This window comes from Fluviispira multicolorata, assembly GCF_009208585.1.
GTDB classification, from domain to species: Bacteria; Bdellovibrionota_B; Oligoflexia; order Silvanigrellales; family Silvanigrellaceae; genus Silvanigrella; species Silvanigrella multicolorata.
The window spans coordinates 330,119-344,680 of the sequence record NZ_WFLN01000004.1 but is presented as its reverse complement, the minus strand read 5'-3'; the positions used below and the strand labels follow the sequence as shown (position 1 = coordinate 344,680).

Below are 14,562 nucleotides of genomic sequence, written 5' to 3'. Positions count from 1 at the left end.
GGGAGACAGCGCCTATGTTTACTCAGTTTGTTTCAGAACACAAGAATGACTTAGAAAATATTGCACTCGCAGTTAGACTTCTCGGCATGGATGCCGTCCTAAAAGCGAAATCAGGTCATGTCGGTCTGCCGCTCGGTGGTGCAGAATTAGGAACTTTTCTTTATTTTGCAGTTATGAATCATGATGCAAAACAACCGCACTGGATTGATCGCGATCGCTTCGTACTTTCAGCGGGTCATGGAAGTATGCTTCAGTATGCACTTCTTCATCTTGCACGCTACGATCTCACAAAAGAAGACCTCACACAATTTAGACAACTTGGCAGTAAAACTCCAGGACATCCCGAATTTGGTCACACAGCAGGGATCGAATGTACAACAGGTCCTCTCGGACAAGGCATTTCAAATGCTGTGGGAATGACTATTGCAGAGCGTATGCTTGCCGCTCGCTTTAATGACTCTCATCATTCACTTATAGATCATAGAACATTTGTTATCGCAGGTGATGGCTGCCTTATGGAAGGTGTCAGTGCTGAAGCCTGCAGCCTTGCGGGACACTTAAAACTCAATAGACTCATCGTACTCTATGATGCAAATAATATTACAATAGACGGCACAATTGATATTTCATTTTCAGAAAATGTTGGAAAACGTTACGAAGCCTATGGTTGGAATATATTAAATGCGGATGGAAATGACTTTATTTCATTAGCACAAGCTATGGACAAAGCAAATCACTTCTCAAATATGCCAAATGGTGAAACGGGACCAACCCTTATTATTTGTAAAGGCATCCCCGGTAAAGGCTCCCCAAAATGGGAGGGCAAACCTAAAATTCATGGCAATCCAATGAGTGCTGAAGATGTTATCGATGCTAAAAAACATTTAGGTGTTTCCAATACAGAACCATTTTATATTCCTCATTACTGCATAGAATCTGCAAATAAACTAGCAAATATTTGCGCAAAAAAAACAAGAAGCTGGTTTGAAACCTTCAATAAAGTAACAAGCCAGTGGGAAAAAGAAAATCCTGAAAAGTATAACCTTTGGAAAAATTTATTTGAAAATAATTCATTAAAAGGTTTTCAAGAGAGCACTTTAAATTTAGCCCAAGGGAAAATGGCAACCCGCACAGCAAGTGGAAAAGCTCTTTGCGAACTTGCCGCTGAAAATCCTGCACTTGTCGGCGGCTCTGCTGATTTAGCTGGCAGCAATTTAACAACTTTGCCAAATACAACATTTATAAATGCAAAAGATTTCTCTGGCCGAAATATTCATTTTGGAGTGCGTGAACATGGCATGGCAGCTATTTGCAATGGCATCACTCTTCACGGTGGTTTACGTGCATTCTGCGCAACATTTGCTGTTTTTTCGGACTATATGCGTCCTGCAATCCGTCTTGCTGCCCTTATGAAAATTCCAACACTCTTTATTTTAACCCACGACAGCTATGCTGTAGGTGAAGATGGCCCAACTCATCAACCTATCGAACATGCAGCCGCATTAAGAGCCATTCCGGATCTCAATGTTTATCGTCCTGCCGATATTGTTGAAACTTTTGTAGCTTGGGAAAATGCAATCTTATCAGAAAATAAACCTACAGCTTTATTATTAACACGCCAAGATCTCGAAGATATTGATTCTCATTTGCCAGAGCAGCGTAACAAAGATGACATAAAAGAGGGCATTAAAAAAGGTGCCTATCTTTTAAAAGATTTTTCCAACGAAAACCAAGCACATAAAATTGTTTTAATTGCTGCTGGAAGTGAAGTTATTATTGCATTAAATACCGCAAAATTACTTGAAAGTAAAATGTCAGAAACTGCATCAGGAGAAAAAGTAAAGCTCTCTGTTCGTGTTGTCAGCGCACAAGCACCACAAGTATTGGTTGAAAATCCTGTCACTTTAAATAAGCTTGTTCCTAAAGAATATCCAATTTATGCAATCGAAGCAGGCTCTCCGCAAAGTTGGGGAGAAATAGTTGGCCGCAATGGTGCTATTTTTAGTATGAAAACTTTTGGCAGCTCTGCTCCCGCTTCTGTACTTGCAAAACATTTTGGCTTTACACCCGAAGCGTTTTGTTCTTTCGTTCTCAATCAAATGAATTTAAGGTAACTTATGTCTCCACTTGTAAATAAATCTAAAAAAATAATAAATAAGTCCACTTCACACAACACAAATGTAACGTTTTTCTTTTGCTTATCTCTTGTTATTCTTATTAATGTTTTTTTAAACTATAAAGAACCATTTGAAACTTGGATCGAAATCGTAGGAACCATTTTTCAAATAGCTATTCCTATGTATGCACTCGTACCCGTTCTTTGGAAAAAGGATAAAGTCGGTGCCTTGCAAATGATAAAAGTACTTATTTTTGTAGTTGGTATCACTTGGGCATTTAAGCTAGGCTTAAGCAATGTGTTTGGTATCGACGACACACGCCCACGCGGTGGCAGCATGAGTTTTCCAAGCGGTCACACAGCGGGAGCTTTTTCAGGAGCGGTTTTTTTAGCACTCCGTTACGGATTAAAATATGCAATTATTGCTGTCCCTCTAGCAGCTTTTGTAGGATTTAGCCGCATCTACTCCTTTGCTCACTGGCCTACAGATGTCATTGCAGCTGTTATTCTTTGCTGTCTTGGAGGGCTTATTTTTGTGAAACCCTTAAAAAAGAGAAAGTAATTCTCTCTCTTTTAATATTAAAAGAGAATTAAAATGGTTAGGAAACAAGGATGTTACCTCAATCTCTACTCGAGTTTTATCATGCACATCAAGTGTTTATTTTAAAATTTTTCTTTGCATCACTTTTTATCCTTATTTTGCACCTAACTCTTCTTTTTCCAACTGCAAATAAAAAAATAAAAACTATTCTTATACTTTTAAACTTATATTTTATTTTTAATTATCTATTGGAACAAAAAAATGATCTTTTTTTATTTAAATTCTCGTTATTTTTAATTTGCTTAGTTTTATTTCAATACACTTTAACTTGGATAATGCAAAGGTTTAAAGGATTCTTCTTATATTTAAAATTATTATTCTCTTTAAAAATCAAAAACCAAAAAACGACTGTTAGCGAAAGCAAAACCCCAAAAAACTTATCATCATTTGGTTCACCTCAGATTTTAACTTCATTTGGCCTAAAAGTTCGCAGTAAAAGCGAAGTTTTTATTGCTGAAAAATTATTTGAAAATAAAATTGATTTTGAATACGAATTGGCTCTATCAGCAGATGGAAAAACATATTATCCTGACTTTACAATAAAACTTGGTAAAAAAACATATTACTGGGAACATTTTGGAATGTTAAGCGATGAAGAATATTATAAAAAAACAAAAATAAAAATCATTTGGTACGAAAAAAACTTTCCTAAAAAACTTATCATGACCGAAGAAGGTCATGATCTTTTTCCAAAAATTTGTACTGAAATCGATAGATTAAAACAGCTCAAGCGGCGGTGGCTGCCTCGTCTTCTTCTAACTCTGAAGAAGTCCCGTGCGTCAAAGGAATATGCATCTCGAACTCGCCCGATTTAACACAGAGTTTTCCGTCAACTGTTTCTAACACAAAACTTTCATCTTCAATTTCCATTTCAATAACACGTCCTTCATCTAAAGCATTAAATGGAAGCATAAAGTCAGAACCATCCGCTAAAGTGATTGATAAATGTGCGCCACGAATTTGAATACGTGTTTTTCTATTGCGAAAGGCGCCTTCACCCACTCTTGAGTTGTCATCTAATCCTGATTCGCCAATATCTTCATTCAGAGCTTCTTCAGGACTCACTTCAGCAGGCGCCGCTCCTTCTCCCCCTGCTGCAACTTCAGCCTCTTCAAGTCCATGGTCAATAGGTTGCGGAGAGGCATCGCCTTCTCCTATATCATCAACAATTTCAAGATCTTTCATTTCAGTTGGAGAAGAGGATTCTGCAGATGCATCAACTTGCGCTTCACCACCTTCCTCTGCAACAGGAGCTTCCTCTGCAACAGGAGCTTCCTCTGCTGGCATTTCTCCTTCTGCAGATGGTATTTCTGCAGCGGCTTCTTCAGCTGGAACTTCTGCAGGCATTTCTTCCGCTACAACAGGCGCTTCTGCAGCAGTTTCTTCAGCTGGAGGAGTTTCCTCTGCTGGCATTTCTACATCTGCTGCGGCTTCCATAGGTGGCGTGTCAGCGGTTACATCCACAGCAGGTTCTGCAGGCATTTCTGCAGGAGCTTCATCTACTGGAGCCGCGTTTATAGGAGGAGCTTCGCCCTCAGCAGGGGGAGATTCTACTGCATCATCCATGTCTGGGACTTCACTTTCGGGTGCGGGAGCAGAGGCATCCATGATAGGAGCTTCATCTTCAGCAGATGCAGCCTCTTCCCCATTCACATGTTTTGCCAATACGCTTGCAAACTCTTCCATGCCAATACGAGCAAGCACATCTACAATTTTCTCTTCATCTTGTTTATTCTTTGAGTAAACTTCTAAAATATCTGCAATGGCCAAGCCAATTTTTTTACGTGGTACTTTTTCAACGGCCAGTTGAGCAACTTGGGGAGGTTCGCAGGATCGACCTCCAATATATATTTTATACCCATCCTTATCACCCACGATATGAACCTCATCTGTTGAAGATGCTACACATGCCGTTGCACAACCATTCATTCCAATATTTAAAGTTGAAAAAGTTGATTTAAACTTTTCGTTCAAAAATGGAGAAATCTCAATTGCATCACCGAGTGCATCCTGTTCACATTTTGGACAGAGTTCTCCGAGGCAAGCCTTGGGGGAAAGGGTTGAAAAACTTCTATAATGTTTGACTAATATTCCAGACTTCGCCAAACGAGCCTGAACATCAGAAATTTTATCTTTAGGGACAGTAAAACCAATACGTTGATCTTCAGTCACTTTTAAAAAAGCAGAAACATCTTCAGCAACTTCACAAATTAAGCGTAATTGCCCGCCATTATAAACTCCACCAGCAGCTTCTGCAAGGACAAACAAATTACCATTTTTAAGTTCAAATTGCTGCGAGTCCACTCTTTTTCCCCCAGACTACAGTACTATAGCGTATCGTATAGCTTGAGTAAGAACTTGAGGCGGCATAGATTGCTTGAAATATAATTTTATTTTGGTTACTAAAGCATCGATCGCCAAAACCCGAGTTAATACTTTGTGGTATTTTTGCTCTTGTGGAACTTGTTAATACTGTGAAGGGAGTTGTCCATGTCCATAGCCGCAGCGGCCTCCATGCGAGAATTAATCGAATACGTTGCAAAATCTCTCGTTGATAATGCCGAAAAGGTCGAAATCAACGAAATAAATGGCGCTCAGACAAATGTCATCGAACTTAAAGTAGCAAAAGAAGATGTTGGTAAAATAATTGGAAAAAGCGGTCGTACCGCCGATGCGATTCGCACCATTTTAAATTGTGGTGCTGCCAAAATGAATAAACGTTATATTTTACATATAATTGACGAATAAAATTTTTGCCTCTTTTAGTTATCATTTTATTGTCAAAAAATTCTTTCCTATATTTATAAATAAATGTTATACTCGAAAATAAAAATACATTCATTTTGATAGGAAAGAATATGTCAAAAATCTTTATTTCATTTTTTTATATATTTATTTCTTCTATTATTTTTAGTTGTGGCAATTTAAAAACACAAAACCTTGGTTTTAAATTAAAAAGCCCTAATCTACCTAAGTTTAGTAATTATTCTACTTTTACATCCTTTGCTCCATTCCACATCCCCATTTCCATCACAAGCAATGCAGGGTTTTCCTTTACAGGAACTTTACAAGCTGGTGCAAATACAATTTCTTTACCTGTTGCCACCTCTCTCACATTGACAATTGGTTATCTCGCTATTGGTCTATCGGGAAGTCAAACTCTTGCGCAGCAGTGCAATTCAAACAATAATCAAACCACTTCCGTGCTTTATACTGAACTCACACAAACTTTATCTATAGACGAAACAACAAGTTCCATCGACATTAATTTCCCAAACCCTTTTACGCTCGTAAATTTTGATCATTTTGGTTTTAAAATATTAGATTCATCAAATGCAAATGCGGCAAATGCGACTGTTTACCTAGAAGATGTCATAAGCAAAAGTTCAATTATAGATCCTTGTAAAAAAACACCTCTGTCTGAATCCGTCGATTCAGGCGGCAGATATCCAACAGACATTCCAATTTACAGCAGTTCTGGGCAATTTCGCTTTCGGGTTGTAACGACTGACGGCACAACGCAAATATTTACCCCAACTTTACCAAAAGGATCTTCAACTGCTAAGTTTTATTTTATGCAAATTGGTGGAGCAGGAACCCTCACTCCCATGAACGAAAGCACAGATAGCTTTTTAGATGATGAAATTTCCATTGCCACGCGACGCGATTCTTTGAATAGAAATCCACGTTATGCTGACATTGCTTCATATACGTTTTCGCCTCCAGATATAAGCTCAGGAATGACGAGCTTTTATCCAAACAGTCAATCAAATTCTAACAACCGTTCATTTGTTGCTAAATGCCAAATCACTTTGTCAGTATCAGGAACACACGGAGCGATTGTATATCCTTTTCAAACTTGCAATATGAATATTACAAATATCTTTACCGATCTCACAGCACTTACAGCTGGAACAAGCTACTTTCTCGATGCCTATTTACTTGATAGTGAAAATTTTTTAGCTTCTAATACCACAGCTGCCAGCCCTTACACACCCATTGTCACATCAACACCTTACCAGTATAGTTTTAAAGTTCCATTGACTTATATGAAATAAATATTCAAATTATTAAAATAGTTCTGTTTAAATTAAACGGCATAACTATTTGTCAATACCTCATATATAAAAAAAAACAATAAAAATAAATTGTCAAAAAATTAAGTTAACAGACCTTTACAAATTTTTATTCGGGTTATGTTCCTTTATATGAGAAAGGGAATTTTTCAAATCTAACAATAAAGGAGAACAGTATGTATATTAGAAAGTTTGCAAAGAACTACGAAACTTTAGAACCATTTTTTGCACTCCAAAATGATTTTGGCAATCTTTTAAATACTTTAGTCCGTAATAAAAAAGAAGACTTTACAAATATAAATCCAAGTACAGATTTATATGAAGATAAAAATAACTTCTATATTACTATGGAACTTGCGGGTATTGAACAAAGTGACATTCAAATTTCACTGGAAAAAAATATGCTTTCCATTTCAGGTGAAAAAAAGAATATCAATCAAAATGAAAATCACAAATTCTATCATCAAGAAATTGTGAATGGTAAATTCAATAGAACCTTCGAATTTCAAGGAAGTATTAATGACGAAAATATCGAAGCATCCTTTAAAAATGGAGTTCTTACTGTAAAGGTTGAAAAAGAAACTGAAAAAAAGGACGAAGTGAAAAAAATTGAAATCAAGTCATAACTTTTTATCTCCTCTTTAAAAGAGGAGATTTTTTTATATTTTTATTTTATTAAAGGAAATATTTAAATATAATTTATTTTTTATAAAAAGCATTTACGCAATCAACTGCTTTCAACCATTTATATAGACTTGCATTTGCAAGGGCTCCGGGCATTTCTGGTTTAAATTCTTTTGCCACCTCTACTTTATTAAATTCAACATCTTCTTCTAACACTCCCACACAAGCTGCCATTGCTGCGCCTAAAGAAGTTGTCTCAATATTTGTGGGTCTCACTAAGGTAGTTTGTAAAATATTAGACTGAAATTGCATTAGGAAATCATTACGTGAGGCACCGCCATCCACTCCAACTCGAATTATTTTTTGATGACTTACTTTTTCCATCAAACGTAACAGCTGAACATTTTGCAATGCAATACTTTCTAAAACAGCACGAATAATTTGTGATTTTTGAGTTCCTCTCGTCATTCCAAAAAGCACTCCACGAGCTTGCGGATTCCAATAAGGTGCGCCTAATCCTGCAAGAGATGGGATAAATAAAACATCTTCATCGCGCGGATACCCCATGGCCAACTCTGCACTCTCCGAAGAATTTTTAACCCAGCCAAAATTATCTCTTAAAAATTGAACAGCAGCTCCCGCAATAAATGCTGATCCTTCTAGAGCAAAAGTTCTTTTTTGTGTTGTGCTGTATGCCACTGTAGTTAAAAGTCCTTCATCTGAAGTAACAATACTTTCACCGGTGTTCATCAGTAAAAATGCGCCTGTTCCAAAGGTGATTTTTGCTTCTCCTGACCGCACACAGTTTTGCCCAAATAATGCGGCCTGCTGATCGCCTAAAATTCCTGTGATGGGAATACCATCAGGCAAACCAGAAACATTTTTAGTAAAACCAAATCGTCCAATACTTGGTTTAATTTCTGGCAGAGCATTTTCTGGAATTGAAAATAAATTTAATAATTCAGAATCATAATTTCCTGTGTGTAAATTATAGAGCATTGTACGACTTGCATTTGTGTGATCTGTTACGAAAGATGCTCCCCCCGTCAATCTCCAAACTAAAAATGAATCAATAGTACCTAAGGCAAGTTCACCCGTTAATGACCACTGTTTCGCTTTTGCATAGTGTTCAAGCATCCAATGCATTTTTGAAGCACTAAAATAGGGGTCGCAAACCAATCCTGTTTTATGTAAAATCATTTTACGCACAGAATCATTTTTCTTTAATAAATCACAAAATTCAGAAGTCCGTCTGTCCTGCCACACGATTGCATTCCCTGCAATTTCGCCTGTTTTCTTATTCCAAGCCAGACAGGTTTCTCTTTGATTGGTAATACCAATTGCAGAAATATTCTTTTTTGAAAAAAATTTATTTTCACCTTCTGCAAATTTGATACTATTCTCAATTGCTTTTAAAGTCGTGTTCCAAATATCTTCAGGATTGTGCTCAACCAACCCAGGGCGAGGATAAATTTGTGGAAATTCTATTTTATTATTCCCATGCATTGAAAAATCGGTCATGCTAAAAAATGATGCTTGAATTCCGGTGGTACCTTCGTCAATGGAAAGAATAAAATCGCTCATAGGTTTTCTCCTTTTGCATTTTCAATGTATCAAATACAATTATGGAGGATAGTGATGTGAGTTTACTTGTGCAAGAACATTTCCCTAAAACTTTCAAAAAATATTTTACTTCCTTACCATTTTTAGAACAGGCAGGTTTTTTTCTTTGGCCTTCAATAGGAAAAAGTGATCTGAATAAAAATGAAATTAAATTATTAAAAAAAATTAAACCTTCAGGATGCATACTTTTTAAAAGAAATTTCACAGATTTTTCTCAAGGTAAAAGTTTAATTTCAAATATCATAAAAATTTGTGAAAGAGAAAATCATAAGTTTAGTATGCCCTTTATTATTTCTATTGATGAAGAGGGAGGACGAGTGTCTCGACTGCCCCCCCCCTTTTCAAGAGGAAAGCCTGCGCTGGAGTTTTCGGATAATAATGATGAAATAGGTTTAGAAAATCAAATTCTTCATCAAGCTTTTGTTGCAAAAGGGCTTGGTATTAATTGCTTATTAAGTCCTGTAGCCGATATTTTAACCGAACCAAGCAATCCTGTGATGGGCGATCGATGCTTCGGCAGAGATCCCATAACCGTGCTTAAATACACTTCCCTTGTAAATAAAACTTTATTAAAGGAAGGATTATTTTCTTGTGCTAAACATTTTCCAGGGCATGGGAATACTAAAACGGATTCTCATAAAGAATTTAGTGTAAGCGATGTGAGTTTAAATACTCTGCAAACACGAGAATGGATTCCATTTAAAAATTTAATTTCTGAAAAAATACCATTTATAATGGCAGCACACGTTCTCATTCCTCAATTAGATGCTAAATTCCCAGCAACGTTAAGTTATGAAATATTAACAAAGCAACTGAAAAAAAGTTTAAAATTTAAAGGACTCATTTTAAGTGATGATTTAAGAATGAACGCTATTGCAAATTTTTATAAAGAAAATCGAAAAATTGAATCCTCTATAACAGAAAATAACCCTGTTTCTTTATCAGAGGAAGATTCCTATCTTGATATTGCAGCCATTGACGCTCTTCAAGCAGGTTGTGATATTTTGCTAAGTTGCCAAAGCATTGAAAGAGAAGCAAGAATTGCACACTCGATTGCAAAAAAAATGAAAAATGATAAATTATTTCATAAACACATGCTGGAGAAAGCTTGGAAAATCTACTTTATTTTGACAAAGACACAAAAGAAGTAAAATTTTACATTGTTTTATGCTATAGTATTTTTTTTCATATTTTACTTGTTATTTTAATAAATTTCTTAACTCCTAATCCTGTCGATATAACGGATCTCCGTGTTACTACAAATACGGTACAAATCTCTTCAAAGACTCCAAATTCTAATAAGCAAAGTTTACTTAAACATCGTGATAAAGTTCAACCAACAAAAGAATTTGTTAAATCAATTGGAAAGCCATCCCCCGCCCCTAAAGAAATTCCTGCAGAAAAAGTTTCTACAGCCCAAAAAATGCAAGAAGCTGTCACTCCATCAGGACAGTCTACCAACGACAGCAAAGAATTTTTTTCCGCAGAATCCACTGTCGATAAAACGGCTCAGTGCACTTTGCCTGAAATTAATATAACTGATGATGCTGCAAATGCTGGAATAACAAGTGGATCTGTTATTATTGAGGTCCAAATAAACAGCGTTGGCAAAGTTATTGAAGCAAAACTTATAAAAGGCACAGGCTACAAAATCGATCAAGTTGCACTTGCTGCTGCTAAAGAACTTGACTGTAAACCTGCTTGGCGTGAAAAACACAGTGTTGGGGTTATTAAAAGAATAACTTGGATGATTGTTCCATAAAACTCAATGCACATTCATCTTTAATAAGATGAATAATTTTTATTTTCATAAAGTTGTCCCTCATTTTTTCATTTTAATGCGATAAATTTTAATTTTTAAAAATTATATAATGTTTACAATACATCCTCTGATAAAAGAATATTTAATGTAAAAATAATTGCTATAACCACGATAAACATTTAAATTATTAAGAATGACTCACCTTAAGAAGGAGTCAAAACAATTCCCTAAAAATCAAATCTTTTTCAGTAATTGAGAATATTTCTTAAAAAGATTTATTTTATAAAAATAATATTTGTTTAAGGTGAGCTCAAGATTGGAACGGATATTGCTTGCTTAATATCATTGCTTGAAGTCTTAAAAGTTTAAGCAATTTTAAAATAATTAATACAAGGAAGATTTTATGAATGCGATTAGAACTTCTTACTCTCAATATTTAACAGGCCGAAAACTTGAAAAAGGTATCACAAAAGAGATCGTTCTACAAGAATGCGTTAATGAAGTTAATGAATATATCGTTAAAGGGCGAATTCAAAATAAAAATATAAAAGAAGTTCTAAAAATCTGTATCTGTAAAAAAACAGATGACAAAAAAATATTTAGCCCATTCTTTTTAAAAAATATCTCAGAACTCAATAAAAATGAAAGTGCATTCTTTAAAAAAGTTTTCCCACGAAGTCTGCAGAAATTTCTTGCTTTCCTCTTTCTCTCCTTTGAATCTAATCGAAATACATTCATTAAGCCCAAGGAATCACTTTTAAATATTAAATTGCTCAATATAAAAGCTTTTGATTTCTGCAAGGAAAAGTTGTTTAAAACCTTCTCTTATAAAAACAATTTAGAGAAACCAACCCTTATTTTTAACACAGCATTGATGTAAAAGATCTATCAATATTCATCGCATTCGTGGTGCACTGTTGGAACATCTACTAGGGATACCCAAAATGGGTGTCAAGCATCTTCTTTTATAAGGGAAATATATTATTCTGCTCGCTTTTACACTAAAGATTTTTTTTAAAAATATTAATTTTCTTAAATATTTAATCTTCTTTTTGCTAAATATAAGTAAAAATTATAATCTAAATAGTTTGGCATTAAATTTGCTTAATTATGTTTTAGGTTAGAAGTTTATCTATTTTTAATGTGAAATTTAAACTTATATAAAAGGACAATATTGCAAAAAAATAAATGGAATTTGCATCGAAATAATTCACTATTATTAAAAAAATATAAATTGGAGAAAATAATTAAATTATTAATTAATTTATTTTTATAGGAAATCTAAAAAATGATAAATCAAAATTGCTTACAATTCATATTATCACATGGCGCTTCTGGGATGTTTATGCAAACAAAAATTCCTAATAATATCTTCTTAATTCTATATACTCAAAAAGGGAGTTTATTAAAAGGTGACGTTATTCCAGATATTTTGCATTATCATCAAGAGCAATCATATAAAACATTAGGTGAAAGGATGAAACATCTTGATTTCATGAATATAAATTGCAAGGCATTTATTCCCGAAATTTATACACCGGGCATGAAAGTAAATAATATGTACTTAGGTAATTTAAGTAAAGATGAAATAATATTATATAATAAATCATTAACGGAAAAATTCGATATTATTCCACCTTTATTAAATTGCGGACAATGGAATTCACTGAGCTCATTATTAAAAGATGTTCACTCTTCTATACCATCAGATAAACAGAATAATTTATATATAGAAATTCATTTAATGGCTTGCCGAGGTTACCTTTCCTCTGCAATAAGTAGGAAATTAGGTTTTAATAAGAAAACTCATTTCCCAAAAATAAATATTGAATATTCTATTTACAATAATATTATGACAGACAGCTATTCTAAATTAATTGAAACTAAAGTGATCGAATTATATAAAATTTCAAATAAATTAAGTAATAAAATATCAGCTATTAGAAACATCGGAATATTGGTGCAAGGATTTTTATTGAGTTTATCTAGTCTACAAAAATTTTTTAAAAGCAAAAGACATTTTTTTTTGAACATACCTGAAAATCAAATTGAATTCTATGGAATACTCATAGATTATGTTAAATACGCCGACAAAATTGAAGACAATTTTAATGAATTAAATCTAGCAAGTAATAAAACATTTTTTGAGTTACTTAAATTAGTTGTTCATATTCGTTCCATTTGTTTAGTATATTTGTCTGATTTTGGTTATGATAGAAATAAAGATTTGATGTATAGATTATAATTAAAACTTATAATTCAGCATTTAATAATGCCAGTTAAGAGTTAAGAAAAATATTGAGAGAATTGAAGAAATAGCTCCGATTTATTAATTAATTGTTGCTAAAAAAAGCAACAAAGGAGCTACCAATGTACTGGCAAAGCCAATTCATCACCATTTAGGGTGTGTTCTCAAATTTTTACCTAAATGATAGAACACCCTAGGTAAATCATCGAAGAAAAGTTACTTTAAATTCGTCACAGCCTTTTATTTTAATCGACTCTTTACCTATTATGCTCACCACGGGTTTTTGTGTCCACAAGTGCAATACTGCCAAAGATATTTCGTCAGTTGGATACTCCTCTTCTAAGAATCTATTGATCAATCAACTCAAGAACACTTAGCTAAAAGAAATTCTGTTTTACATACTTCAATAAAACTTTCTAGAAATAAAAAAACTAACTCTAGTGATGAAAAAGTCTATTTCAAATCTATTAGTTCTATCAGATAATTCATTGAAATCTTTTTTAAATGGCTGATTGAACAGAGTGAACTTCAAATTGCATCAAAAGCTCGATCCACTAAGGGACTAATAGTTCATGTTTTAGAACGATTTCTACCTGTATATTTAGGTATATGTTCCTATTTTAATTGTATATTTTTAGTTCTTAACTAACATATATTAAAGTAATATTTAATCTTTACGCCCACCAAAAATTTGCAGAAGACTGATGAAAAGATTAATAAAGTTTAAATACATAGTAAGGGCGCCAAATATCATAAATTTACCCATCGCCTGAGAATCTCCAGCGCTTTGTAAAGAGAGACTGTAAGCGCCTTCGCGAATGCGTTGAGAGTCATAAGCTGTTAAACCAGAAAACACAAGAATTCCTGCCCAACCTGTGAACGTACGTAGCATTTCACTGTGCACGAACATATTTATAATACCAACACCAATAATCATGAATAAACCCATCATTAAAAATGTGGACATAAATCCTAAATTCTTTTTTGTTACCGCACCAAAAACAGCAAGAGCTGTAAAGCCAAGCGCAGCAACAGCAAACAGAGCAACAACATTTCCAATAGGGTAAATAACCATAATAGTTGCAAATGTTATACCTGTCAGAGAAGCATAAAGTAAAAACATTCCCTTTAAAGCAGTTGCACTTAATTTATTTGCAGCAAAGCTCATACCTATTACAAGACCAATTTGCACAATCATCAGTGCTATAAATACTCCGCTTCCCATGCTTAAAATAGCTTGCAATCCACCAGATTGTATAAGCCCCATTCCAACCATCGCACTCAAAAGAACCCCAAATGCCATCCAGCCATACACACCAGCTATGGTTTTACTCGCAACAGACTGTGCAACAGCGTTTTTACCAGCAGATTGCATCCAATCTCCGCCGTTATTTTGAAAACTATTAAATCCCATGTTTAAATCCTTTCTCATGTAAAAATAGTTGTGCAAAAGTAATTAATCTCTACACCCTTTAAAAGTTAAACGAATTTTAGTAATTGGCAAGGTGCTTT

The 14,562-nt window shown here is 34.3% G+C and carries 13 protein-coding genes; 10 read left to right on the top strand and 3 right to left on the bottom strand.

From position 1 onward, the window contains the following. Window positions 1-14 precede the first annotated feature (14 nt). Genes tkt through GCL57_RS01585 form a run of 3 tightly spaced genes read left to right on the top strand, consistent with a single transcriptional unit; the run spans window position 15 to window position 3,532 of the window. On the top strand, window positions 15-2,114 hold the full coding sequence (gene tkt, locus GCL57_RS01595; protein ID WP_152211507.1) for a transketolase: 2,100 nt from the start codon (window positions 15-17) through the stop codon (window positions 2,112-2,114). 3 nt (window positions 2,115-2,117) lie between these two features. Then, window positions 2,118-2,678 carry a phosphatase PAP2 family protein gene (locus GCL57_RS01590; protein WP_152211506.1) on the top strand — a complete coding sequence of 187 codons (561 nt, stop codon included), beginning with the start codon at window positions 2,118-2,120 and terminating at the stop codon, window positions 2,676-2,678. A gap of 50 nt (window positions 2,679-2,728) precedes the next feature. Next, a complete protein-coding gene (locus GCL57_RS01585) occupies window positions 2,729-3,532 on the top strand; it encodes a hypothetical protein (RefSeq protein WP_152211505.1) in 804 nt (267 codons plus the stop codon). On the opposite strand, the gene GCL57_RS01580 is transcribed toward GCL57_RS01585, so the two are convergent. Beyond that, the gene (locus GCL57_RS01580) at window positions 3,444-5,021 is read right to left on the bottom strand and encodes a hypothetical protein (RefSeq protein ID WP_152211504.1); all 1,578 of its coding nucleotides are present in this window, start codon (window positions 5,019-5,021) and stop codon (window positions 3,444-3,446) included. The two genes, GCL57_RS01585 and GCL57_RS01580, sit on opposite strands and share 89 nt — an antisense overlap. Window positions 5,022-5,231: 210 nt before the next feature. Here GCL57_RS01580 and GCL57_RS01575 point away from each other — a divergent pair, with 210 nt between their 5' ends. The 3 genes from GCL57_RS01575 to GCL57_RS01565 all read left to right on the top strand — a co-directional run bounded on the left by GCL57_RS01575 (window position 5,232) and on the right by GCL57_RS01565 (window position 7,419). Then, entirely contained in the window at window positions 5,232-5,465 is a 234-nt protein-coding gene (locus GCL57_RS01575) for a KH domain-containing protein (protein WP_130612833.1), read from the top strand. 110 nt (window positions 5,466-5,575) lie between these two features. Next, window positions 5,576-6,775 (top strand): hypothetical protein, encoded by a 1,200-nt coding sequence (locus GCL57_RS01570; RefSeq protein ID WP_152211503.1) that lies wholly within the window; start codon window positions 5,576-5,578, stop codon window positions 6,773-6,775. Between the two features lie 194 nt (window positions 6,776-6,969). Continuing rightward, on the top strand, window positions 6,970-7,419 hold the full coding sequence (locus GCL57_RS01565; RefSeq protein WP_152211502.1) for an Hsp20/alpha crystallin family protein: 450 nt from the start codon (window positions 6,970-6,972) through the stop codon (window positions 7,417-7,419). 73 nt (window positions 7,420-7,492) lie between these two features. Here GCL57_RS01565 and GCL57_RS01560 read toward each other — a convergent pair whose 3' ends face one another. Beyond that, the gene (locus tag GCL57_RS01560) at window positions 7,493-9,001 is read right to left on the bottom strand and encodes an FGGY family carbohydrate kinase (RefSeq protein WP_152211501.1); all 1,509 of its coding nucleotides are present in this window, start codon (window positions 8,999-9,001) and stop codon (window positions 7,493-7,495) included. A gap of 56 nt (window positions 9,002-9,057) precedes the next feature. Between GCL57_RS01560 and GCL57_RS01555 the strand changes: the two genes are divergently transcribed. The 4 genes from GCL57_RS01555 to GCL57_RS01540 all read left to right on the top strand — a co-directional run bounded on the left by GCL57_RS01555 (window position 9,058) and on the right by GCL57_RS01540 (window position 13,047). Continuing rightward, complete coding sequence (locus GCL57_RS01555; protein WP_161597543.1) at window positions 9,058-10,191, top strand: glycoside hydrolase family 3 protein; 1,134 nt, start codon at window positions 9,058-9,060, stop codon at window positions 10,189-10,191. Next, the gene (locus GCL57_RS01550; RefSeq protein WP_152211499.1) at window positions 10,149-10,802 is read left to right on the top strand and encodes an energy transducer TonB; all 654 of its coding nucleotides are present in this window, start codon (window positions 10,149-10,151) and stop codon (window positions 10,800-10,802) included. Before GCL57_RS01555 ends, GCL57_RS01550 begins: the two co-directional genes overlap by 43 nt. Before the next feature lie 403 nt (window positions 10,803-11,205). Continuing rightward, entirely contained in the window at window positions 11,206-11,682 is a 477-nt protein-coding gene (locus tag GCL57_RS01545; RefSeq protein WP_152211498.1) for a hypothetical protein, read from the top strand. A 408-nt stretch (window positions 11,683-12,090) separates the two neighbouring features. Continuing rightward, the gene (locus tag GCL57_RS01540) at window positions 12,091-13,047 is read left to right on the top strand and encodes a putative adhesin (protein ID WP_152211497.1); all 957 of its coding nucleotides are present in this window, start codon (window positions 12,091-12,093) and stop codon (window positions 13,045-13,047) included. Window positions 13,048-13,717: 670 nt separating this feature from the next. Here the strand turns inward: GCL57_RS01540 and GCL57_RS01535 are convergent. After that, on the bottom strand, window positions 13,718-14,464 hold the full coding sequence (locus GCL57_RS01535; protein WP_161597542.1) for a Bax inhibitor-1/YccA family protein: 747 nt from the start codon (window positions 14,462-14,464) through the stop codon (window positions 13,718-13,720). Window positions 14,465-14,562 lie beyond the last annotated feature (98 nt).

Excerpts from the sequence above, each read along its gene's own strand:
- GCL57_RS01585 (WP_152211505.1), top strand. The coding sequence starts at position 2,729 with ATGTTACCTCAATCTCTACTCGAGTTTTATCATGCACATCAAGTGTTT.
- GCL57_RS01565 (WP_152211502.1), top strand. The coding sequence starts at position 6,970 with ATGTATATTAGAAAGTTTGCAAAGAACTACGAAACTTTAGAACCATTT.
- GCL57_RS01570 (WP_152211503.1), top strand. The coding sequence starts at position 5,576 with ATGTCAAAAATCTTTATTTCATTTTTTTATATATTTATTTCTTCTATT.
- GCL57_RS01560 (WP_152211501.1), bottom strand. The coding sequence starts at position 9,001 with ATGAGCGATTTTATTCTTTCCATTGACGAAGGTACCACCGGAATTCAA.
- GCL57_RS01545 (WP_152211498.1), top strand. The coding sequence starts at position 11,206 with ATGAATGCGATTAGAACTTCTTACTCTCAATATTTAACAGGCCGAAAA.
- GCL57_RS01540 (WP_152211497.1), top strand. The coding sequence starts at position 12,091 with ATGATAAATCAAAATTGCTTACAATTCATATTATCACATGGCGCTTCT.
- GCL57_RS01535 (WP_161597542.1), bottom strand. The coding sequence starts at position 14,464 with ATGGGATTTAATAGTTTTCAAAATAACGGCGGAGATTGGATGCAATCT.
- GCL57_RS01590 (WP_152211506.1), top strand. The coding sequence starts at position 2,118 with ATGTCTCCACTTGTAAATAAATCTAAAAAAATAATAAATAAGTCCACT.
- tkt (WP_152211507.1), top strand. The coding sequence starts at position 15 with ATGTTTACTCAGTTTGTTTCAGAACACAAGAATGACTTAGAAAATATT.
- GCL57_RS01575 (WP_130612833.1), top strand. The coding sequence starts at position 5,232 with ATGCGAGAATTAATCGAATACGTTGCAAAATCTCTCGTTGATAATGCC.